General features: G+C 59.0%; 17 protein-coding genes and 1 pseudogene. 12 read left to right on the plus strand and 6 right to left on the minus strand.

Going from position 1 to position 21356, the window contains the following annotated elements; genetic code table 11:
* The 10 genes from ABWQ00_RS04225 to ruvC form a co-directional block, all read left to right on the plus strand.
* Positions 1 to 1191: class I tRNA ligase family protein (locus ABWQ00_RS04225; RefSeq protein ID WP_353237430.1), on the plus strand; the 1191-nt coding region annotated here is incomplete at its 5' end.
* Between the two features lie 12 nt (positions 1192 to 1203).
* Positions 1204 to 1752 carry an LPS-assembly lipoprotein LptE gene (locus tag ABWQ00_RS04230; protein ID WP_353237431.1) on the plus strand — a complete coding sequence of 183 codons (549 nt, stop codon included), beginning with the start codon at positions 1204 to 1206 and terminating at the stop codon, positions 1750 to 1752.
* A 5-nt stretch (positions 1753 to 1757) separates the two neighbouring features.
* Positions 1758 to 2810 carry a DNA polymerase III subunit delta gene (gene holA, locus ABWQ00_RS04235; RefSeq protein ID WP_353237432.1) on the plus strand — a complete coding sequence of 351 codons (1053 nt, stop codon included), beginning with the start codon at positions 1758 to 1760 and terminating at the stop codon, positions 2808 to 2810.
* A gap of 41 nt (positions 2811 to 2851) precedes the next feature.
* A complete protein-coding gene (locus tag ABWQ00_RS04240) occupies positions 2852 to 4132 on the plus strand; it encodes a glutamate-5-semialdehyde dehydrogenase (RefSeq protein ID WP_353237433.1) in 1281 nt (426 codons plus the stop codon).
* A gap of 70 nt (positions 4133 to 4202) precedes the next feature.
* Complete coding sequence (gene gshA, locus ABWQ00_RS04245; RefSeq protein ID WP_353237434.1) at positions 4203 to 5498, plus strand: glutamate--cysteine ligase; 1296 nt, start codon at positions 4203 to 4205, stop codon at positions 5496 to 5498.
* Positions 5499 to 5638: 140 nt separating this feature from the next.
* The gene (locus ABWQ00_RS04250) at positions 5639 to 7507 is read left to right on the plus strand and encodes a potassium transporter Kup (RefSeq protein ID WP_353237435.1); all 1869 of its coding nucleotides are present in this window, start codon (positions 5639 to 5641) and stop codon (positions 7505 to 7507) included.
* A 6-nt stretch (positions 7508 to 7513) separates the two neighbouring features.
* Positions 7514 to 8098 carry a YqiA/YcfP family alpha/beta fold hydrolase gene (locus ABWQ00_RS04255; protein ID WP_353237436.1) on the plus strand — a complete coding sequence of 195 codons (585 nt, stop codon included), beginning with the start codon at positions 7514 to 7516 and terminating at the stop codon, positions 8096 to 8098.
* Between the two features lie 43 nt (positions 8099 to 8141).
* Positions 8142 to 10205 carry an RNB domain-containing ribonuclease gene (locus tag ABWQ00_RS04260; protein ID WP_353237437.1) on the plus strand — a complete coding sequence of 688 codons (2064 nt, stop codon included), beginning with the start codon at positions 8142 to 8144 and terminating at the stop codon, positions 10203 to 10205.
* 22 nt (positions 10206 to 10227) lie between these two features.
* Positions 10228 to 10959: a monofunctional biosynthetic peptidoglycan transglycosylase gene (gene mtgA / locus ABWQ00_RS04265; RefSeq protein WP_353237438.1), complete on the plus strand. Its 732-nt coding sequence runs from the start codon at positions 10228 to 10230 to the stop codon at positions 10957 to 10959.
* A gap of 26 nt (positions 10960 to 10985) precedes the next feature.
* On the plus strand, positions 10986 to 11534 hold the full coding sequence (ruvC, locus tag ABWQ00_RS04270; protein ID WP_353237543.1) for a crossover junction endodeoxyribonuclease RuvC: 549 nt from the start codon (positions 10986 to 10988) through the stop codon (positions 11532 to 11534).
* Positions 11535 to 11552: 18 nt separating this feature from the next.
* Here the strand turns inward: ruvC and panC are convergent, their stop codons facing one another.
* The 6 genes and pseudogenes from panC to metG all read right to left on the minus strand — a co-directional run bounded on the left by panC (position 11553) and on the right by metG (position 17648).
* Positions 11553 to 12401 (minus strand): pantoate--beta-alanine ligase, encoded by an 849-nt coding sequence (panC, locus tag ABWQ00_RS04275; RefSeq protein WP_353237439.1) that lies wholly within the window; start codon positions 12399 to 12401, stop codon positions 11553 to 11555.
* Between the two features lie 77 nt (positions 12402 to 12478).
* Positions 12479 to 12685: pseudogene (locus ABWQ00_RS04280) on the minus strand (3-methyl-2-oxobutanoate hydroxymethyltransferase); the annotation flags it as partial.
* A gap of 34 nt (positions 12686 to 12719) precedes the next feature.
* A complete protein-coding gene (locus ABWQ00_RS04285) occupies positions 12720 to 13571 on the minus strand; it encodes a segregation and condensation protein A (protein ID WP_353237440.1) in 852 nt (283 codons plus the stop codon).
* A 17-nt stretch (positions 13572 to 13588) separates the two neighbouring features.
* Complete coding sequence (locus ABWQ00_RS04290; RefSeq protein WP_353237441.1) at positions 13589 to 13792, minus strand: DUF3460 family protein; 204 nt, start codon at positions 13790 to 13792, stop codon at positions 13589 to 13591.
* 36 nt (positions 13793 to 13828) lie between these two features.
* Positions 13829 to 15484, minus strand: a complete 1656-nt coding sequence (locus ABWQ00_RS04295) for a SulP family inorganic anion transporter (protein WP_353237442.1) — start codon at positions 15482 to 15484, stop codon at positions 13829 to 13831.
* 49 nt (positions 15485 to 15533) lie between these two features.
* Entirely contained in the window at positions 15534 to 17648 is a 2115-nt protein-coding gene (metG, locus tag ABWQ00_RS04300; RefSeq protein ID WP_353237443.1) for a methionine--tRNA ligase, read from the minus strand.
* Positions 17649 to 17734: 86 nt separating this feature from the next.
* Between metG and apbC the strand changes: the two genes are divergently transcribed.
* Positions 17735 to 18823 carry an iron-sulfur cluster carrier protein ApbC gene (gene apbC, locus ABWQ00_RS04305; protein WP_353237444.1) on the plus strand — a complete coding sequence of 363 codons (1089 nt, stop codon included), beginning with the start codon at positions 17735 to 17737 and terminating at the stop codon, positions 18821 to 18823.
* A gap of 110 nt (positions 18824 to 18933) precedes the next feature.
* Positions 18934 to 21348, plus strand: coding sequence for a response regulator (locus ABWQ00_RS04310; protein ID WP_353237445.1), 2415 nt, complete (start codon positions 18934 to 18936; stop codon positions 21346 to 21348).
* Positions 21349 to 21356 lie beyond the last annotated feature (8 nt).

Here is a 21356-nt window from a genome sequence, read left to right on the forward strand (position 1 = left end):
GTGGATTCGTCCTGGTATTTCATGCGCTATTGCGACCCGACCAACACCGAGAAGATGGTGGCGGATGGCACCGATTACTGGATGCGGGATCAGAACAAAGCCACGGGCGGCAGCGGCATGGACCAATACATCGGCGGCATCGAACATGCCATCCTGCACCTCTTGTACGCCCGCTTTTGGACCAAGGTCATGCGCGATCTGGGTTTGGTCAAGGTCGATGAGCCTTTCACCAAATTGCTCACTCAAGGCATGGTGCTCAACCAGATTTATTCGCGCCGCACCGCCAAGGGCGGCAAGGACTATTTCTGGCCGCACGATGTTGAGCACGTGCTCGACGAATCGGGCAAGGTCATTGGTGCCAAGCTGAAAAACGAAGCCGAAAGCGGTGATGGTCGCCTGCCTGTGGGCACCCACATCGATTACGAAGGCGTGGGCACCATGTCCAAGTCCAAGAACAACGGCGTGGACCCGCAAGACCTGATTGAAAAATACGGTGCTGACACGGCCCGTCTGTACACCATGTTCACTGCGCCACCTGAAGTGACGCTGGAGTGGAACGACTCGGCCGTGGAAGGCAGCTACCGCTTTTTGCGCCGGGTCTGGAATTTCGCATTCAAGCACCACGCACTGCTGCGCTTGGCCACGGGCCAGGACCTGAGCCGGGCCGCTTTGGGCGATTCGGCCAAGGCCTTGCGCCGCGAGATGCACCTGGTGCTCAAGCAAGTGGGGTACGACTATGAGCGCATGCAATACAACACGGTGGTGTCCGGTTGCATGAAGCTGCTCAACGCGCTGGAAGATTTCAAGCCCGAAGGCAGTGGGCCTTTCAAAGAGGGCGACACCGCCGCCCTGTGCGAAGGCGTCTCCCTCTTGATGCGCATGCTCTACCCCGCTTGCCCGCACATCACCGACGAAATCTGGCAGCAACTGGGCTACGCCAAGGCTGTCGGCGAGTTGCTCGATGCACCCTGGCCCACCGTGGACGAGTCGGCCTTGGAGCGAGACCAGATCGAGCTGATGCTGCAGATCAACGGCAAGCTGCGCGGGTCCATTCTGGTGCCTGCATCGGCAGACAAAGCACAGATCGAGGCCGCTGCCTTGGGCCATGAAGCTTTCGTCAAACAAGCTGCAGGTGCAGCGCCCAAGAAGGTCATCGTGGTGCCTGGTCGCTTGGTCAATATGGTGGTTTGAATCGGTTTGTCCATGATCACCCCGCGCCGCTATTTTTTGCAAGGCTTATGGGCCGTGCCTCTGACCGCAGGACTGTCGGCATGTGGTTTTCAGCTGCGCAGTGTGGGGAATTACCCGTTCAAGACCTTGTTCGCCAATTTTTCCATCAGTTCACCTTTGGGTGTGGAGTTGCGCCGCAATTTGCTGGGCACTGGCCGCATCGAGGTGTGGAGCGAGCCCGCGCAAATGCTCAAAGCCGATGCCATTTTGGACATCTTGGGTGAAGAGCGTCAGCAGGTGGTGGTGGGCATCAATGCCCTGGGCCAGGTGCGTGAATTGCAACTGCGTTTGCGTGTCAGGTTTGGCTTGCGCACCCCCGATGGTGTGAATTTGATCGATGTGGTGGAATTGGCGCAGCAGCGAGATTTGAGCTTCACGGAAACGGCCGCTTTGTCCAAAGAAATCGAGCAAGGCTTGATGTACCGTGACATGCAAACCGACATCGTGCAGCAGATCATGCGGCGTTTGGCGATGGTCAAGCTGCCGTCCAAGCCGGTCGCTGAGTCTGCGCACAAGCCCTGACCCTTATGCAACTGGCATCCTCCCAGCTGTCGGCACAGGTGCAAAAAGCTTTGCGCAGCCTGTATGTGCTGCACGGCGATGAACCTTTGCTGCAGCAAGAAGCCGCCGATACCATCCGGGCGGCGGCCCGGCTTCAGGGCTATACCGAGCGCAGCGTGCACACCGTCTCCGGTGCGCATTTTGATTGGAGTGAGGTCTTGGCTGCAGGGGGGTCGCTCAGCTTGTTTGCCGACAAACAAATCGTGGAAGTGCGCATCCCTTCCGGCAAACCGGGCAAGGATGGCAGTGCCGCTTTGCAGCAGTTGGCCGCATCCACACAAGGCAATGACAGCACGCTCACCTTGATCAGCCTGCCTCGCCTCGATGCCGCTACCCGCAAAGGGGCTTGGTTTGGCGCCCTTGAGAATTTTGGTGTTTCTGTTCAGATCGATCCGATTGAGCGCAGCGCCTTGCCCCAATGGATCGCACAGCGCCTGCAAATGCAGGGTCAAAACGTGGCAGCGGGTGAAGAGGGGCAACGGACCCTGCAGTTTTTTGCAGATCGGGTCGAAGGCAATTTGTTGGCCGCCTTTCAGGAAATTCAAAAATTGGGGCTGCTTTACCCACGGGGCGACATCAGCCAATCTCAAGTTGAGGCGGCGGTGGTCAATGTGGCCCGTTACGATGTCTTCAAGTTGTCCGAGTCGGTGCTGTCCGGCCAAGTCGCCCGGGTGCAGCGCATGCTCGATGGTTTGCAGGCAGAGGGTGAGGCGGCCGTGTTGGTGCACTACACCATCGCCGAGGACATTCGCGCTTTGAAACGTGTGAAGGACGCCATGGTGGCGGGCAAGCCCCTGCCCATGGCGCTGCGCGAACAGCGTGTTTGGGGGGGACGGGAACGTCTGTTCGAGCGCGTGTTGCCCCGCATGACCGAGGCGCGTTTGACGGGCTTGCTATTGGCAGCCCACCAGGTCGATGGCATCGTCAAAGGATTGAAAGTGCCCGATTGGCCTACCGATCCTTGGCAAGCATTGCAGCGCTTGGCCCTGCGTTTTTCGCGTTTTTGCATGGTGCGTTGAGACCCACCTCCATCCGTATCTGCATCTGCGAAAATGTGCCCATGACCGAATTGAACACCGCTTCACACATGCAGGCCTTGGGCCAGCAAGCCAAAAAAGCGTCGGCTCTGATGGCCAAGGCCTCCGCAGCCACCAAGAATGCGGCTTTGCGCCGTTTGGCTGCTTTGTTGCGCGAGAACACCGATGTCCTGCAAATGGACAACGCCAAAGACCTGGAGCGCGCCCGCGCTGCCGGGCTGGCTGAGCCCATGGTGGACCGCCTGAAACTCACTCCCAAGGTCTTGGAGACCTGTGCCCAAGGCTGCGAGCAATTGGCGGCCATGCCCGACGTGATTGGCGAGATCATCGGCATGAAGCAGGTGCCCAGCGGCATCCGCGTGGGCCAGATGCGGGTGCCAATTGGCGTATTTGGGATGATTTATGAAAGCCGCCCCAACGTGACCATCGAAGCGGCCAGCCTGTCCATCAAGAGCGGTAACGCCTGTATTTTGCGTGGCGGCTCCGAGGCCATTGAGTCGAACAAAGCCCTGGCCGAGCTGGTGCAGCAAGCCCTGACCGACAGCGGCTTGCCTGTCGAAGCGGTTCAATTGGTGCAAACCACCGACCGCGCCGCTGTAGGGCGGCTCATCACCATGCCGCAATTTGTGGATGTGGTCATTCCGCGCGGTGGCAAGGGGCTGATCGAGCGCATCAGCGCCGAGGCCAAGGTGCCCGTCATCAAGCATCTGGATGGCAATTGCCACACCTATGTGGACGATCCGTGCGACAGTGACATGGCTGTGAGGGTGGCTGACAACGCCAAAACCCACAAGTACAGCCCCTGCAACGCCAGTGAGAGCTTGTTGGTGGCTCGGGGTGTGGCAGCCGATTTCTTGCCCAAAATCGGCGCGGTGTACGCTGCCAAAGGCGTGGAGATGCGTTGCTGCCCTGAATCCAAGGCCATTTTGAGCCAGGTGATCGGGGCCCATTTGAAAGATGCCACCGAGCAAGATTGGTTCGAGGAATACCTCGCCCCCATCATCAGCGTCAAGGTGGTCGCAGGCTTGGACGAAGCCATTGCCCACATCAACCACTACAGCAGCCACCACACCGACGCCATCCTGACCCGCGACCACATGCACGCTCAGCGCTTTTTGCGTGAGGTCGACTCCGCCAGCGTCATGGTCAATGCCAGCACCCGTTTTGCCGATGGTTTCGAATATGGACTGGGCGCTGAGATCGGCATCAGCACTGACAAGTTCCACGCCCGAGGCCCGGTGGGCATCGAAGGCCTGACCTCGCTCAAGTACGTGGTGCTGGGCGAAGGTGAAGTGCGTGCCTGATGCTTGCAAAGCCAGGCTTTGGCCTCATATGAATTTTGTTTTTGTTAACCAAGCCCCTTAAAGGTCGCCCATGGTCCCCCACCTCGTCACCGCCTTGACTGGCCCCATCAATGAGCTGGAACAGCGCATCCTCGACTCGATGCCTGCCATCGAGCGCTGGTTTCGCCTGGAGTGGATGGAGCACACGCCCCCGTTTTACACCTCGGTCGATATCCGCAACGCGGGCTTCAAGCTGGCCCCGGTGGACACCAACCTCTACCCCGGCGGCTGGAACAACCTGACGCCCGAAATGCTCCCGTTGGCGGTGCAGGCGGCGCAAGCGGCCATCGAGAAGATCTGCCCCGAGGCCAAAAACCTCTTGATCATTCCCGAAAACCACACCCGCAACACCTTTTACTTGGCCAACGTGGTCCAGCTGCAGCGCATCTTCCACATGGCAGGCCTGAATGTGCGCCTGGGCTCGATCAACCCCGAGATCAAGGAAAGCACCACCATCGAGCTGCCCAACGGCGAGAGCGTGACCCTGGAGCCGGTGGTGCGCAGCCAACACCGCTTGGGTCTGAAAGACTTTGACCCCTGCACCATCTTGCTCAACAACGACTTGTCGGCGGGTGCACCGGGCATTTTGGAAGAGCTGCACGAGCAGTTCTTGCTGCCACCTTTGCACGCGGGCTGGAGCGTACGGCGCAAGACCAAGCACTTCCAAAGCTACGAAGAAGTGGCCAAGCGATTTGGCAAGCTGCTGGGCATTGACCCTTGGCTCATCAACCCGATGTTCAGCCAGTGCGGCGATGTGAACTTTGCCGAAGGCACCGGCATGGACTGTCTGCGCAGCAATGTCGATGCGCTCTTGACCAAAATCAAACGCAAATACAAGGAATACGGCATCAACGAAAAGCCGTTTGTGGTCGTCAAGGCCGACAACGGCACGTATGGCATGGGCATCATGACGGTGCGCGATGTGGCCGATTTGGACGCCTTGAACCGCAAGACCCGCAACAAGATGAACGTCATCAAGGACGGGCAGACGGTGAACGACGTCATCATTCAAGAAGGCGTTTTGACCAATGAGCGCATCAATGACGCCGTGGCCGAGCCGGTGGTCTACATGATGGACCGCTACGTGGTGGGCGGTTTTTACCGGGTGCATGCCGAACGCGGTGTGGACGAGAACCTCAACGCCCCGGGTGCGAGCTTCGTGCCCTTGGCATTTGCAGACACCCCACACTTGCCCCAACCGGGCGTGAAACCCGGGGCCAGTGTGCCCAACCGTTTTTACATGTATGGCGTGATCGGCCGTTTGGCCATGCTGGCGGCCAGCTACGAGCTGGAAGCCACAGACCCCGAGGCCGAGGTTTACGACTGAAGTTTGGGGTGGTCAGCGTCTCGGCTGAAGCTGAAGAGTTGCTGCACTGCAACATTTTTTATTCTGCCCGAGACAGCCCCCAGTGATTGAGAGCAAAATAGCGCCCACCTGAGTCTCAGCCCGATTTATCGGGCTTATTTATGTCTTCTACAAAGTCCTCCCTCACCGCCCTGACACTGGGGGCCATTGGTGTGGTTTATGGCGACATCGGCACCAGCGTGCTGTACGCCATGAAAGAGGTTTTCGGTTCTGGCCATGTGCCCTTCACGCCAGACAACGTCTACGGCATCCTCTCCATTTTTTTCTGGACACTGACCACCATCGTGTCCTTGAAGTATGTGGTTCTGGTGCTCCGAGCCGACAACCACGGTGAAGGCGGCTTGGTGGCCATGTTGGCTTTGGCCTCGCAGTCGGTCAAAGACCAGCCGCAGTTGCGCAAAGTGCTCTTGATGGTGGGCATCTTTGGCACTTGTCTGTTTTATGGCGATGGCGTGATCACACCGGCCATTTCGGTGTTGTCCGCGGTTGAAGGTTTGGAGATCATCTCGCCGACCTTCAAAAAATCGGTCATTCCCCTGACCCTGATCATTTTGTTCGTGCTGTTTTGGGTTCAAAAACGCGGTACGGCGGGCATTGGTCGTTTTTTTGGGCCGATCACCTTGGTGTGGTTTTTGGCCATTGCCGCTTTGGGCCTGCTGCACATTGTTCAACGCCCCGAAATTTTGTTGGCGATCAGCCCGCACTACGCGCTGAGCTTCATCTGGCACAACCCGGGCACCACCTTCATCATCTTGGGTGCGGTGGTTTTGTGCGTGACCGGCGCGGAAGCCCTGTATGCCGACATGGGCCACTTTGGCAAAAAACCGATCCGCTTGGCCTGGTTTTCGGTGGTCATGCCCTGTTTGACGCTCAATTATTTCGGCCAAGGTGCGCTGCTGTTGGCAGAACCTGAAGCGGTCAAAAACCCCTTTTACATGATGACCCCTGACTGGGCCTTGTTGCCCATGGTGGGCTTGGCGACGATGGCGACAGTGATCGCTTCTCAGGCCTTGATCTCGGGGGCTTTCAGCGTCACCAAGCAGGTGATTCAGCTGGGTTACTTGCCACGCCTGCAGGTCTTGCACACCAGCGAGACCGACACGGGCCAAATTTACATGCCCTTTGTCAACTGGAGCTTGTTTGCGGCGATTGTGTTGGCGGTCTTGATGTTCAAGTCGTCGAGCAACCTGGCCGCGGCCTACGGCATTGCCGTGTGCACCGACATGCTGATCACCACTGTGCTCACTTTCTTTGTGATTCGCCACGCCTGGAAGCTGCCCTTGGTCCTGTGCATTGGAGCCACCGGTTTTTTCTTGCTGGTTGATCTGGCCTTTTGGGCCTCGAACATGTTCAAGTTGTTGGATGGCGGCTGGTTCCCCTTGATGCTGGGGGCCGTGATTTTCACTTTCATGTTGACTTGGCACGATGGACGCCGATTGCTCAACGCCTCTTTGCGCTCCGATGCCCTGAAGTTGACAGACTTTCTGGAGGCTGTTTTCGTGGCACCTCCAACCCGTGTAACGGGCACTGCTGTGTTCTTGACCGCAGAAGTGGGCACGGTGCCCAATGCCTTGCTCCACAACCTCAAGCACAACAAAGTCTTGCACCAGCGCAACCTGTTTGTGACGGTGCAAAACCTTGAAATTCCCCGTATGCCCGTGGCTCAACGTCTGGAAGTCACCGACCTTGGCAGTGACTGTTGGCAAGTCATCGTCAACTATGGCTTCAAGGACAACCCGGATCTGCCGTCGGCATTGGCCAACATCGGTGACAGCGGTGACCGCTTGGACCCGATGATGACCAGTTATTTCTTGTCGCGCGACATTGTGATTCCGACCATCGGTGGCGGTATGTCCACTTGGCGTGAAAAGCTGTTTGCCCAAATGCACCACAACGCCAGCGGCGCGGCCGCGTTTTTGAACCTGCCCACCAATGCGGTGGTCGAGCTGGGCTCCAAAATCGAAATCTGAAGCCCCTTGCGCACCACCCATTTGCTCTACTTGCACGGCTTCAGGTCTTCGCCGCAGTCGGCCAAGGCCCAAATCATGGCCAAGCGGGTGCAGACCCTGCACCCCGGTGTGACCTGGTGGTGCCCGCAGTTGCCCGCTTCGCCCGCCCAAGCCATGGACCTGTTGCTGGAGGGCATTGCCACCTGGCCGCGTGGGCAGATGGCGGTCATGGGATCTTCGCTCGGCGGCTTTTACGCGGCTTGGCTCTCGGTGCACCTGGCTATCCCCGCGGTGCTGATCAATCCGGCCGTGCACCCCTCTCGCGATCTGGCGCGTTACATTGGCGAGCACCCGGTCTGGCAAGACCCTTCGCAAACCATCTTCTTCGAGCCGGCTTATGTGCAAGAGCTCAAAGTACTCGAAAGTCAGCCCTCACCAACCCGGCCCGCTACGTTGGCCTTGATCGCCAAGGGCGACGAGGTGCTGGACTGGCGCGAAATGCTGGCCCGCCACCAGGCCGGGCAGGTGCGCCTGATCGAGGGCGGCGATCACGCCCTGAGTGATTTTGAAGACCACTTGCCGCAAATCCTTGAATTTTTGCGCTTGGCCTGAGTCCTTGCCCAGGATTGGACAGGTGGCATGGGAAAATCCCGCCATGTACGTATTATTTGAAGATGCCGGCAAATTCATGGCCGGTCGGATCATGTCCGAAGCCGAGGCCTCTGCGCAGGTCGAACTCGACTCCGGCAAACGGGTCAAGGTCAAAACGGCCCACATGATGCTGAAGTTCGACAAACCGGCCCCCGCCGCTTTGCTGAGTGATGCCGCCGCCTTGGGCCAAACCATCGAGTTGGAGCTGGCCTACGAGTGTGCTCCGGACGAAGAGTTCGGCTTTGGCGACTTGGCCAAAGACTATTTCAGCGCCAACGCCAGCACCACCGAGCAGGTGGCGGCCTTGCTGCGCTTGCACGAAGCCCCGCATTACTTCCGCCGGGGCGGTGCCAAGGGGCGCTTTCGCAAAGCCCCGGCCGAAATCGTGCAGCAGGCCTTGCTGGCCATCGAAAAGAAAAAGCAGGTCCAAGCCCAGATCGAGGCCTGGTCGGCCGATCTGGTGGCCGGCACTTGCCCTCAGCCCATCCGCGAGCAGCTTTACAAAATTCTGTTTCGCCCCGACAAGAACACGCCCGAATACAAGGCCGTGGTCGAGGCCAGCAAAGGCAGCCAGACCGCGCCTTTGGACTTGCTGCAAAACGCGGGGGCCATCGCCTCGCCTTGGGATTTCCATTGGCAGCGTTTCTTGTTTGACCTGTTCCCCAAGGGCACGGGCTTTCCCCCCTTGCAAGCACCGGCCATCACCGACGATTTGCCGCTGGCCCCTGTGCAGGCGTTTTCGATTGACGACTCGCACACCACCGAGATCGACGATGCCCTGTCGCTGCAAGGTCTGGGCACGGGCACGGTCACCGTGGGCATCCATATCGCCGCACCCGGCCTGGCCTTGAGCCCCGGCAGCGCCATCGATCAGCTGGGCCGCGCCCGCCTGTCCACCGTCTACATGCCCGGCTACAAAATCACCATGCTCCCCGACAGCGTGGTGCAGGCCTACACCCTGATCGAGGGGCGCGACTGCCCAGCGGTGTCGCTGTACGTCACCTTCAGCGAAGACACGCTGGAGGTGCAAAGCGCCCAGACACGTCTAGAGCGCGTGCCGATCTTGGTCAACCTGCGCCATGACCAGCTGGATGACCGCATCACCCGCGAATGGCTGGAGGGCGAAGACCAGAGCGACCACGCCGATGTGCCGGTGAGCCGCGACACCCTGGCGTTTTACTGGCGTCTGGCGCAAACCCTGAAAGCGCGGCGCGAAGTGGTGCGCGGCAAGCCTGAAAACTTCAACCGCCCGGACTACAGCTTCAAGCTCGAGCGTGAGAGCAATGACTTGCCGCCGACGGGCAACGAGACGGTCCTGATCGGCACCCGCAAACGCGGTGCGCCGCTCGACTTGATGGTGGCAGAGGCCATGATTTTGGCCAACAGCACCTGGGGTCAGTGGATGGCCCAGCTGGGTGTGCCCGGCATTTACCGCAGCCAGGCCAGTCTGGCGCCAGGCGTCAAGGTGCGCATGGGCACCAAGGCGCTGCCGCACGCCGGCATTGGCGTGCCCAGCTACGCCTGGAGCACCTCACCGCTGCGCCGCTACACCGACTTGGTCAACCAGTGGCAAATCATCGCTTGCGCCAAGCATGGCGCCACCGCTGCACTGGCCGCGCCCTTCAAGCCCAAAGATGCCGAGTTGTTTTCCATCATCAGCGGCTTCGATGCCGCCTACAGCGCCTACAACAGCGTGCAGTCCAGCATGGAGCGTTACTGGACGCTGCGCCATGTGCAGCAGCACGGCATCGAAGAGCTGGACGCCAGCCTGGTCAAGGAAATGGGTGGCGGCTCTTGGCTGGTGCGCGCCGACACCTTGCCGTTGATGTTCAGCGTCATGGGCGCTCAATCTTTGCCCAGAGGCGCGCGGGTGCGGGTCAAGCTGGCCGAGGTCGATCTCATGGCCTTGGATGTGCGAGGCACGGTGTTGGCTCATTTGGACGCAGATGTTGCCCTGGACGGGCTTGCAGCCGAGAGCGATGAAGCAGACGACGAAGATAATTTGCCCGCAGGCCCTGTGACCATCGCGGTGGATTTGAGCGACAGTCCGCAGGATTTGCCTGCCTAAGCCCAGCGAAAGAGCCTGAGCCATGCGCGCATTCGGACGGTGGTTGTTGCTCTTGCTCTTGGCCTTTGTGGGCCTTCAGCTCTTTTTTGTGCTGCGCGTGTTGAGCATGCCATGGGTCATGCCCGAATCCACGGCTTTTCAACGTTCCCAAGCGTGGCAAATCTTCATGCGAGACGGTCAACTTCCCTGGCGTCAAGAGCTGGTGAGTCTGAGTGCTGTGAGCACCAAAATGCAGCGGGCTGTGCTGGCCTCAGAAGATGCCGCATTCACCCAACACCAAGGCATTTGGTGGCAATCTCTGGAAAGCGCGTGGGAGAAAAATGCCAAGGCCAAAGCCCAAGCCGAAAAACGCGCCCAGCGGCAACCCGAAAAGCCCGTCACCGTGAAGATCGTTGGCGGATCGACCATCACCCAACAATTGGCCAAAAACCTTTTTTTATCTGGCGAGCGCACCTTGGTACGCAAGGCACAGGAGGCCCTCATTACGCTGACACTTGAGGCCTTTTTAAGCAAAAGCCGCATTCTGGAAATTTACTTGAACCAAGTGGAATGGGGCGAGGGCGTCTTTGGCATCGAAGCCGCCGCCCAACATTACTTTCGCAAAAGCGCGGCTCAATTGAGCGCTTGGGAGTCCGCGCGTTTGGCGGTCATGTTGCCGCGTCCGCGCTACTTTGAAAAGTTGCCGCAGTCGCCTTATTTGGCGCAACGCGCCGAGACCATTGTGGCCCGCATGAACAGCGTGGTCTTGCCATGAGTTTGACCACCACAGCGCCCCCAACCCTGCGCATTTTGGGCATCGATCCTGGCTTGCAAACCACGGGCTTTGGCGTGATCGACATCACCGGCTCGCGCTTGAGCTATGTGGCCAGTGGCGTGATAGAGACCACCCGCGAGGAAATGGGGAACCTGCCCGCGCGACTCAAGGTCATTTATGACGGCATCCGAGAAATCAGCGAACGCTACCAACCCGATGTAGCCTCGGTCGAGATCGTGTTCGTCAACATCAACCCGCAAGCGACTTTGCTGCTGGGGCAGGCCCGTGGTTGTTGTGTCACGGCACTGGTGTCCTGTGGCCTGCCTGTGGCCGAGTACACCGCCTTGCAAATGAAGCAGTCCGTCACCGGTCACGGCCGTGCTGCCAAATCACAAATCCAGGAGATGGTGAAGCGCTTGTTGCAGTTGCCCGTGGTGCCACGGCAAGACGCGGCAGATGCCTTGGGCATGGCCATCACCCATGCCCACGCCAGCCCGTCCATGAACAAGTTGGCTGCGCAGGGCGTGCTCAGCCGCAAAACCCACGGCATGTTCAGAAGCGGCCGCAGCCACTGAAGCCATTGGCGAGAGGGATCAGATCTCGAAGTTGTCGATCAGCCGGGTGTTGCCCAATTTGGCAGCACCTAAGACCACCAAGGGATCACCTGCTTGCGGCGCTTGCAGGTCGTGTCGGCGGCGCACCGTCAGGTAGTCAGGTTGCCAGCCGCGTTGACGCAGACCTTGCATGGCCCTGTCCTCCAGCGCGGGCAAATGCTGGACCAGTGCATCGGCAGCGGCCAGGGCGTCGCGGCCCAGTGCGCGCAGGGCCAGTGACAGTTGCAGCGCTTCGGCGCGTTCGCTCTCACTCAAGTAGCCATTGCGTGAACTCAAGGCCAAACCGTCCTCGGCACGGCAAGTGTCCACCCCGATCACCTCGATGGGCAGGGCGAATTGGGCCACCATTTGGCGGATCACCATGAGTTGTTGGTAATCCTTCTTGCCAAAAACTGCCACGCCTTGGGCTTTGCCCGCAAACACGCTGGAGAACAGTTTCATGACGACGGTGGACACACCGGTGAAAAATCCGGGTCTGAATTCGCCTTCCAAGATGTCACCCAAGGCTGGATCGGCCTGCACCTTGACCGTCTGTGGTTGCGGGTACAAGTCCGTTTCTCGCGGCGCGAACACCAGGTCGCAGCCCGCCGCTTCGAGCTTGGCGCAGTCGGCCTCCCAGGTGCGGGGGTAACTGTCAAAGTCTTCGTGCGGCAAAAATTGTAGACGGTTGACAAAGATGCTGGCGACAGTCAGGTCGCCTTGCGGACGTGCCCGCTCGATGAGCTTGATGTGGCCGGCATGCAAGTTGCCCATGGTGGGCACAAAGGCGGGGCATTGGCTGGTGACCAGGTGTTGGCGCAGTTCGGCAATCGATCGGGCGATGAGCATGAGAGAAATAGACCTTACCAGGCGTGCAATGCGTTGTCAGGAAAGCTGCCGTCTTTGACGGCGCGCACATAAGCAGCCATGCCCAAGGAGTCTCCCACCAAAATACAGTCCACACCTGCAGCGTCAGCGACCGCTGCAAAGGTGGCGTCGTAGGCGGTGAGCATGGTGATTTTTTCAACGCGTTCGCGCATCTCGTTCAGGCGCGGCAGACTGACAGGTTTGCGCGTGGCCACAGGCGAGGCGGGGGGGAGTGTGCCGTAGGGGGTGGCGGTGGAGGAAGTCATGAAGGGTGCTTTCGGAGCCACGGGTGTGACACGTTCACTGGGGCGTGTAGGCCAGGCGGACGTAAATGGGGGCAAAAGCTTCGGCTTGGGTGATCTCGATCAAGGTCTCTTTGGCCAATTCCAACAGGGCAATGAAGGTGACCACCAAAACAGGGGTTCCCAAGCTGGGGTCAAACAGATTTTCAAATTCGACAAACTTGCGGCCCTGCAGGTGCCTGAGCACGATGCTCATGTGTTCGCGGACGCTGAGTTCTTCGCGGCTGATTTTGTGGTGTTGCACCAGGTTGGCACGTTTCAGAATGTCGCGCCAAGCCGATTGCAGCTCGTCCATGCTCACATCGGGAAAGCGAGGTTGCAGGCTTTGTTCGATGTGAACCTGGGTGTTTAAAAAATCACGGCCATATTGCGGGATCGCATTCAGCTGCATGGAAGCCAGTTTCATTTGCTCGTATTCGAGCAGGCGACGGACCAATTCTGCGCGGGGGTCTTCGGCTTCTTCGCCCTCTGCTGCACGCTTGGGCGGCAAGAGCATGCGGGATTTGATCTCGATCAGCATCGCCGCCATCAACAGGTACTCGGCAGCCAGCTCGAGGTTGCGTTGGCGGATCTCGTCCACATAACTCAGGTACTGGCGCGTCACACCCGCCATGGGAATGTCCAGGATGTTGAAGTTTTGCTTGCGAATCAAATAGAGCAATAAATCCAGTGGCCCTTCAAAGGCCTCTAGAAAAACTTCCAATGCGTCCGGCGGGATGTACAAATCCCGCGGCATGGAGAACAAGGGCTCTCCATACAGACGGGCCACCGCCACGTTGTCTACCACCAAGGGCAAGGCCGAGTCCACGCCCTCAGGGGCTGATTCGAGATCGGGTAATGCCGTGCTCATGCCGGAGTGGGGCTGGATCAAGCCTTGGTTTGGTAAACGTAAGGCTGTTGGGCGACGCGTGCCGCTTGGGCTTGTGCTTGGAACTGAGCGTCCATGCCGGTGTCCCACAACAAAGCGCGGCCTTGGCGTTGCTGGGCTTCCAGTTCTGGGTGCTCGACTTTGAGTTGGGCCAGAAACTGGGTGGTGTCAGAGGTGTAGTGGGGGCGGGCAAAGGGAAACATGTCTGGCCTGTTGGAGAAAACGCCTATTTTACGAGCTCAGTCAGGTCTCGGATCTTCCAAGTTGATGTGCTGGGAAAAGCCTGAGCGCTCGAGCAAAGAGCGTGGCTGGGCGTTGAGTCCGAGCAGCACCAAGCGACCTTGGCGTTTGCTCAGGCTGCGCTGGAGTTGTTCGAGCGCATCCAAGCCCGTGGTGTCCAATGAAATCATCTGGCGCACATCCAAGCGCATCACCAAGCCCGTTGCAGCGGTGTCGGCCAAGCGTTGCAACGGGTCGAGTTTGGCCACCGCGCCAAAAAACAGGGCGCCGAACAGACGCGCCTCCACGCTTGTTTCGGTGTGCGAGTCGATGTCCGCGCTGAACAATTGGCTTTGGCGGCGCACAAACAGCACAAAAGCCATCGCCAAACCCAACTCCAGGGCCACCGTCAGGTCAAACACAATGGTCATGACAAAGGTCGAAACCATCATCAGGCGGTAGTGGTTGCTGAACTGCTTGAGGCGGGCAAACTCTCGCCATTCCCCCATGTTCCAAGCCACGAACAGCAAAACACCCGCCAACACCGCCAATGGGATGTGCATGGCCAAGGGCGCGGCCAGCAAGACCACGGCGGCCAGGGTTGCGGCGTGGACGATGCCCGCGATGGGCGATACCGCGCCAGATCGGATGTTGGTCACCGTGCGGGCGATGGTGCCGGTAGCGGGCATGCCACCAAAAAACGGCACCACGGTGTTGGCAATGCCTTGGGCCATGAGCTCTTGGTTGGGGTCGTGTTTGGGTGTGTCACTCAACTGATCGGCCACGCGCGCGCATAAAAGCGATTCGATCGCACCCAGCAGCGCAATGGTCAAGGTAGGGACCACCAAGAGCTTGGCGGTTTCCCAAGAAAAGGCGGGCCACACCAACACCGGCAAGCCTTGGGGGATCCCGCCAAAACGGGAGCCGATGGTGTCGACCGGAAGGCTCAATGCCCAAGCCAAAAGTGTCAAACTCACCAAAGCGATGACGGGCGCGGGCACCCGCGAGGTGGCTTGGAGTGCACTGATGCCTTGGATGCCGTCGATCTGGCGGCGAAACTGCGAGTCAACGGCCCACAAGCGCGGCCAAAAAAATAAGCCCAGCACACTCAGCATGGCCAAGCCAAAAGCGTAGGGGTTGAAGCTGCCGATGGCGCCGGATAAGGTGCCGATTTGGCTGAAGAAGTCGGCTGGCATTTTCTCCACCTGCAGGCCCATGGCATCGCGCAGTTGCGATAAACCAATGAGCACCGCAATGCCGTTGGTAAAACCAATCACCACGCTCACCGGGACAAAGCGCACCCAACTGCCCAAGCGCAACCAGCCGAGCAGAAAGAGCAGCACACCCGCGCTCACGGTCGAGATCAACAGGTTGGCCAAGCCGTAGCGCTCGACGATGCCGTAAACGATGACGATGAAGGCACCTGCCGGGCCACCGATTTGCACCGAGGTGCCGCCCAAGGCTGAGATCAAAAAGCCCGCGATGATGGCCGTCCACAAACCGGCCTCGGGCTTGAGCCCGCTGGCGATCGCAAAGGCCATGGCCAAGGGCAAGGCCACAATGCCCACCGTGACGCCTGCCCCCGCGTCGAGGGCAAACTTTTGCCGGGTGTAGCCCCGCAGGTCTTGCAGGAGGCGGGGGCGAAAGGGCGCCAGTGGCGGTAAACCGGGAAACATGTCGGAGATGTTACTCCCCGGCTGTTCAGGTTTTTGTCGTGCTTGTGTCTCAGTGGATGCGCATGCCGGGCTTGGCACCGGGCCAGGGGTGTAGCACGTAAATGCCCGCGTCTGTCTTGTCGTCGGCGTGGCTGGCGGCCAGCACCATGCCTTCACTGATGCCAAATTTCATCTTGCGCGGAGCCAGGTTGGCGACCATGACGGTCAATTTGCCGATCAGGTCTTCGGGCTTGTACATGCTGGCAATGCCACTGAATACGTTGCGCAGGATGGGACGTCCTTGTGAGTCCGGGCCCTCGCCCACATCCAGCGTCAGGCGCAGCAGCTTGACCGAGCCTTCGACCGCTTCGCAGTTCACGATTTCCGCGATACGCAAGTCCACTTTGGCGAAGTCGTCGATGGAGATGGTGGGGGCGATTTCTTCGCCGCCGGGGATGACTTTTTCTTCCACCACAGGCGGTGGCTCGAACAAGGCATCGAGCTGCTCGGGCGTGACGCGCTGCATCAGGTGTTGGTAGGCGTTGATGCTGTGGCCCGCGCCCAGCAGCTGTTGCGCTTGGGTAAAGGTGAAGGGCACGACGTTCAAAAAGGCCTCAACCTGAGCGGCCAAGGCAGGCAACACGGGTTTGAGCTGCAGGCTGAGCAAGCGGAAGGCTTCGATGCAGGTGGTGCAGACGTCGTGCAAGCGGGTGTCTTGGCCTTCTTGTTTGGCCAAGTCCCAGGGCTTGTTTTGGTCCACATAGCTGTTGACCTTGTCGGTCAGCAGCATGACTTCGCGCAGGGCTTTGGCGTATTCGCGCTGCTCATAGCAGCTCGCTACCAAGGGTGCAGCGGCTTGCAAGGCCGAGAGCAAGGCTTGGCCGTCGGCGCTCACGGGGCCGAGTTGGCCGCCAAACCGCTTGGCGATGAAGCCTGCCGAGCGTGAGGCGATGTTCACAAATTTGCCGATCAGGTCGGAGTTGACCCGCGCCATGAAATCCTCGGCATTGAAGTCGATGTCTTCGTTGCGGGCCGAGAGTTTGGCTGCCAGGTAGTAGCGCAGCCACTCGGGGTTCATGCCCAGGCTCAGGTACTTGAGCGGGTCCAGACCCGTGCCGCGGCTTTTGCTCATCTTTTCACCGTTGTTCACGGTGAGGAAGCCGTGAACGAACACACTGTTGGGTGTGTTGTGACCCGAAAAATGCAACATGGCAGGCCAAAACAGGGTGTGGAAGGTGACGATGTCCTTGCCGATGAAGTGGTACTGCTCCAGCGCCGGGTTGGCCATGTAGGCGTTGTAATCCTCACCGCGCTTGTCCAGCAGGTTTTTGAGCGACGCCAGGTAGCCCACGGGCGCGTCCAGCCACACATAAAAGTACTTGCCTGGTGCATCCGGAATTTCGATGCCGAAGTAGGGTGCGTCGCGCGAGATGTCCCAGTCGCCCAGGCCTTCGCTGGTCGTGCCGTCGGGGTTGGTGCGCACGCTGAACCACTCTTTGACCTTGTTGGCCACCTCGGGTTGCAGCTTGCCGTCTTGTGTCCACTGGCTCAAAAACTCGACGCAGCGCGGGTCAGACAGCTTGAAAAAGAAGTGCTCCGAAGTCTTGAGCTCGGGCTTGGCACCCGACAGGGCCGAGAACGGGTTGATCAGGTCGGTGGGGGCGTACACCGCGCCGCAGCTTTCACAGTTGTCGCCGTACTGGTCTTTGGCGTGGCACTTGGGGCACTCGCCTTTGATGAAGCGGTCGGGCAAGAACATGTTCTTTTGCGGGTCGAAGAACTGCTCGACCGAGCGCACCTCGATCAGCGAGCCGCCTTCGGCAGCCGATATGTCGCGCAGGTCACGGTAAATCTGCCGGGCCAGCTCGTGGTTCTCGGGGGCGTCGGTGCTGTGCCAGTTGTCAAACTGAATATGAAAGCCGTCCAAATAGGGCTTGCGGCCCGCCGCGATGTCGGCCACGAACTGCTGGGGCGTTTTGCCGGCTTTTTCGGCGGCGATCATGATGGGCGCGCCGTGGGTGTCATCGGCACCCACAAAGTTGACCTGGTGGCCCTGCATTCTTTGGTACCGCACCCAGATGTCGGCCTGGATGTACTCCATGATGTGGCCGATGTGGAAGTTGCCGTTGGCGTAGGGCAGAGCCGTGGTGACGAAAAGCTGACGGGGCGCGGTGGGGGCAGACATGGTGGGGCTACTTGTAGGGGAATCGGCGATTTTAGGGTGTATGGCTCAGCTTGTCGGTAAACTCCGGCCCATTCTAGAAAGTGACCATGGCGACCACCGAACAACTTCTGCAAGCACTGCAAACCGTCATTGACCCGAACACGGGCAAAGATTTCGTTTCCACCAAAACCCTGAAGAACCTGCAAGTCGAAGGCGCCGATGTGTCTTTTGACGTGGAACTGGGTTACCCCGCCAAAAGCCAGATCCCTGGCATTCGCCAGGCGCTGATTGCTGCGGCCAAGGGTGTGGCGGGCGTGTCCAATGTGTCGGCCAACGTGACCAGCAAAATCATGGCGCACGCGGCCCAGCGCGGTGTGGCCTTGCTGCCGCAGGTCAAAAACATTGTGGCAGTGGCTTCGGGCAAGGGCGGTGTGGGCAAGAGCACCACCGCCGTCAACCTGGCGCTGGCCCTGGCCGCCGAAGGCGCCAAAGTGGGCTTGCTGGACGCCGATATTTACGGCCCCAGCCAACCCATGATGATGGGCATCGAAGGCCGCCCTGAGAGCGAAGACGGCCAGACCATGGAGCCCATGGAGAACTACGGCGTGCAGGTCATGTCGATCGGTTTCTTGGTGAATCCTGACGAGGCCATGATTTGGCGCGGCCCCATGGCCACCCAAGCGCTGGAGCAACTGCTGCGCCAGACCAACTGGAAAGAGTTGGATTATTTGATCGTCGACATGCCACCCGGCACGGGCGACATTCAGCTCACTTTGAGCCAGCGCGTGCCCATGACGGGGGCGGTGATTGTGACCACGCCGCAGGACATCGCCCTGTTGGATGCCAAAAAAGGCGTGAAGATGTTCGAAAAAGTCGGCGTGCCGATTTTGGGTCTGGTCGAGAACATGGCGGTGCACGTGTGCACCAACTGTGGTCACGTCGAGCACATCTTTGGCGCCGACGGCGGCAAGAAGATGGCCACCGAGTACGGCATGGACTACCTGGGCGCGCTGCCATTGGACATGCAGATTCGTTTGCAAGCCGACAGCGGCAAACCCACTGTGGTGTACGACCCAGATGGCGAAGTGGCCCAGATCTACAAGGCCGTGGCCCGTCAGGTTGCGGTGAAGATCGCGGCCAAGGCCAAGGACTTTTCGAGCAAGTTCCCCACCATCAAGGTGAGCAAGGACACTTGAACAACAGGCTGACCGCTTGGCTCCGGGGCGAATGTCTTTTTAAAGACATTCTTTTGGCCTAGAAAGTAGGTATTCATTGTTATCATTTGCTTTGTATAACGGAGTACAAAGTGAATGCTTTCCATTGGCTTGTCATCGCAGTCCGGCGGGTATTGTGGCGCTGGCCCATGGAGTGCTTGGGTGGTTTGTTGATCGTCGTGGGGCTCTGGGTGGTGTTTTATACCTACCAGTCCAGCGAGGCCATGGTCAAACAATATGCCGCTGAAAGTGCTCAAACGCATGCGGTGTCGGTCACACAGTTTCGCAACTTTTACACCCAGGAATTGGTGCCCAGGGCGGTCAAGGCTGGGGTCGAAATTACCCACGACTACAAACTGCGTGACAACGCTTTGCCATTGCCCGCCAGTTTGACCATCGACCTGGGGCATTACCTGTCCAAAGTGGATGGCGGAACACAGGTGCACTTGTTCAGCGATCAGCCTTTTCCATGGCGTGTGGCCGAGCGTGAATTGGATGATTTTCAGACCCAAGCTTTGCAGCACCTGAAAACGCACCCCGATCAGCCCTTTGTTCGCGAAGAAATCATGCATGGCACCCGGGTGCTGCGCTATGCACAGGCCGACAGGATGTTGGCCAGTTGTGTGGCTTGCCACAACAGTTACCCCGGATCACCCAGTACCCAATGGCGAGAAGGAGATGTCCGGGGTGCTTTGGAAGTGGTGCTGCCCGTATCGGAATGGCAACTGGCCAGCACCGGGGTGTTGAACCGCACTTTTGCCGTTCTTTTGGTCTTGCTGTTTCTGGGCTTTTCTCTTGTTTGGTTGTCCTTGCGCCGTATCCGCTCTGCGCTGCTGACATCCCGATTGCTTTCCGAAGAGAGACAAGCTGCCATTCGTCAATTGAGCGAGGAAATCTTGGAGCGAGAACTGGTCGAAAAAAACTTGCGTTTGAGCGAGAGCAAACTGCAGAGTATTTTTCGATCGGTGCCGGAGGGCATTGTGGTGACCGATGCCGATGGAAAAATGGTGCAGTGCAACGAGGCCATGGCGCTCATTTTTTCTTATCCGATGGAAGAGTTGGTGGGGCAGCGCGTCAACTTGCTGATGGCGGACACAGACCGCCAACACCACGACCGCACCATGCTGAACTACCTGGAGACCGGCGAGAAAAAGCTGATGAACCAGCCGCGTGTGCTGGACGGGCGCAGGCGTGATGGGAGCTTGTTTCCTGTTCGCGTCACGATCAGTGAAACCCGTTTAGACCAAGAACATTTTTTCATTGGCGTGATGCAGGATTTCACCGCCATCCAAAGCGCACAGGATTTGCTGGTCGAGGCCAAGGAAAAGGCCGAGCAAGCCAACCGCATGCGGGGTGAGTTTTTGGCCAACATGAGCCATGAAATTAGGACACCCATGAACGGCATTGTCGGTATGACCGAGCTGGCGCTGGACACCACGGACCCGGATCGGCAAAAGGAGTACTTGGTACTTGCCCGTGATTCGGCCAATCACTTGTTGCAAATCATCAATGAGATTTTGGATTTTTCAAAGATAGAAGCGAAAGCCTTGGAGCTGGAGTTGTTGGAGGTCTGCCCCGGGCAGTTGGTTCGCCATACGGCCCGGTCATTGGAGCAATTGGCACGGGGCAAAGGGCTGGACTTGATCGTTCAGTCTGCGGCCGATTTGCCCGACGTGTTGTGGTTGGATCCCGTGCGCATGAGACAGGTTTTGACGAATTTGATCGGCAACGCCATCAAATTCACCTCCAAAGGCTCTGTCACGGTCACCACCCAATGGTTGCCAGGCCAGGACAGCCAGCAAGGACTTTTGCGCATCGGCATTGTGGACACGGGCATAGGCTTTGATCCTGCCCGCCAAGAGGCCCTATTCAGCCCCTTCACCCAAGCCGATGGTTCGGTCACACGCTCCTTTGGTGGCACCGGCTTGGGCTTGGCCATCACACGCAGCTTGGTCCAGCTGATGGGAGGCACTGTCACGGCCGAGGGACGACCTGGTGTGGGTGCCAGCTTTGTCGTGACCTTGCCTGTGCGCAAAGCACCGTTGTCGGTGACCACAGCCGGGATGTCGGCAGCGCCCCAACGGTCAGGCCATGGCGTGGTGGGTGATTCAGGACCACAAGCATGGTCTGTTTTGCTGGTCGAAGACCATGAAATCAACCGCAAGCTGGCGGAAATCATGCTGCAGCGGATGGGTTGTACCTATGTTCTGGCCAATGACGGTCAACAGGCCTTGGACCGGCTGGCAGAAGAGCGTTTTGACGTCGTCCTGATGGATGTGATGATGCCCGTGATGGATGGCATCACCGCTTTGCGCCGCTTGAGAGCGCTTGAAGCTTCTGGTCGAGCGCGCACCCCAGTGCTCATGGTGACCGCGCATGCCATGACCGGTGACAAAGAACGGTTCATGGCTGAAGGCGCAGACGGCTATGTGTCCAAACCGATGTCGCAGCAGGCTTTGCAAAAAGAAATTGAGCGCGTGATGCGGCGACAGGCCGAAGACTTTTGATGCGGCCG

The organism is Limnohabitans sp. (assembly GCF_040400975.1).
Taxonomy (GTDB): Bacteria; Pseudomonadota; Gammaproteobacteria; order Burkholderiales; family Burkholderiaceae_C; genus Limnohabitans_A.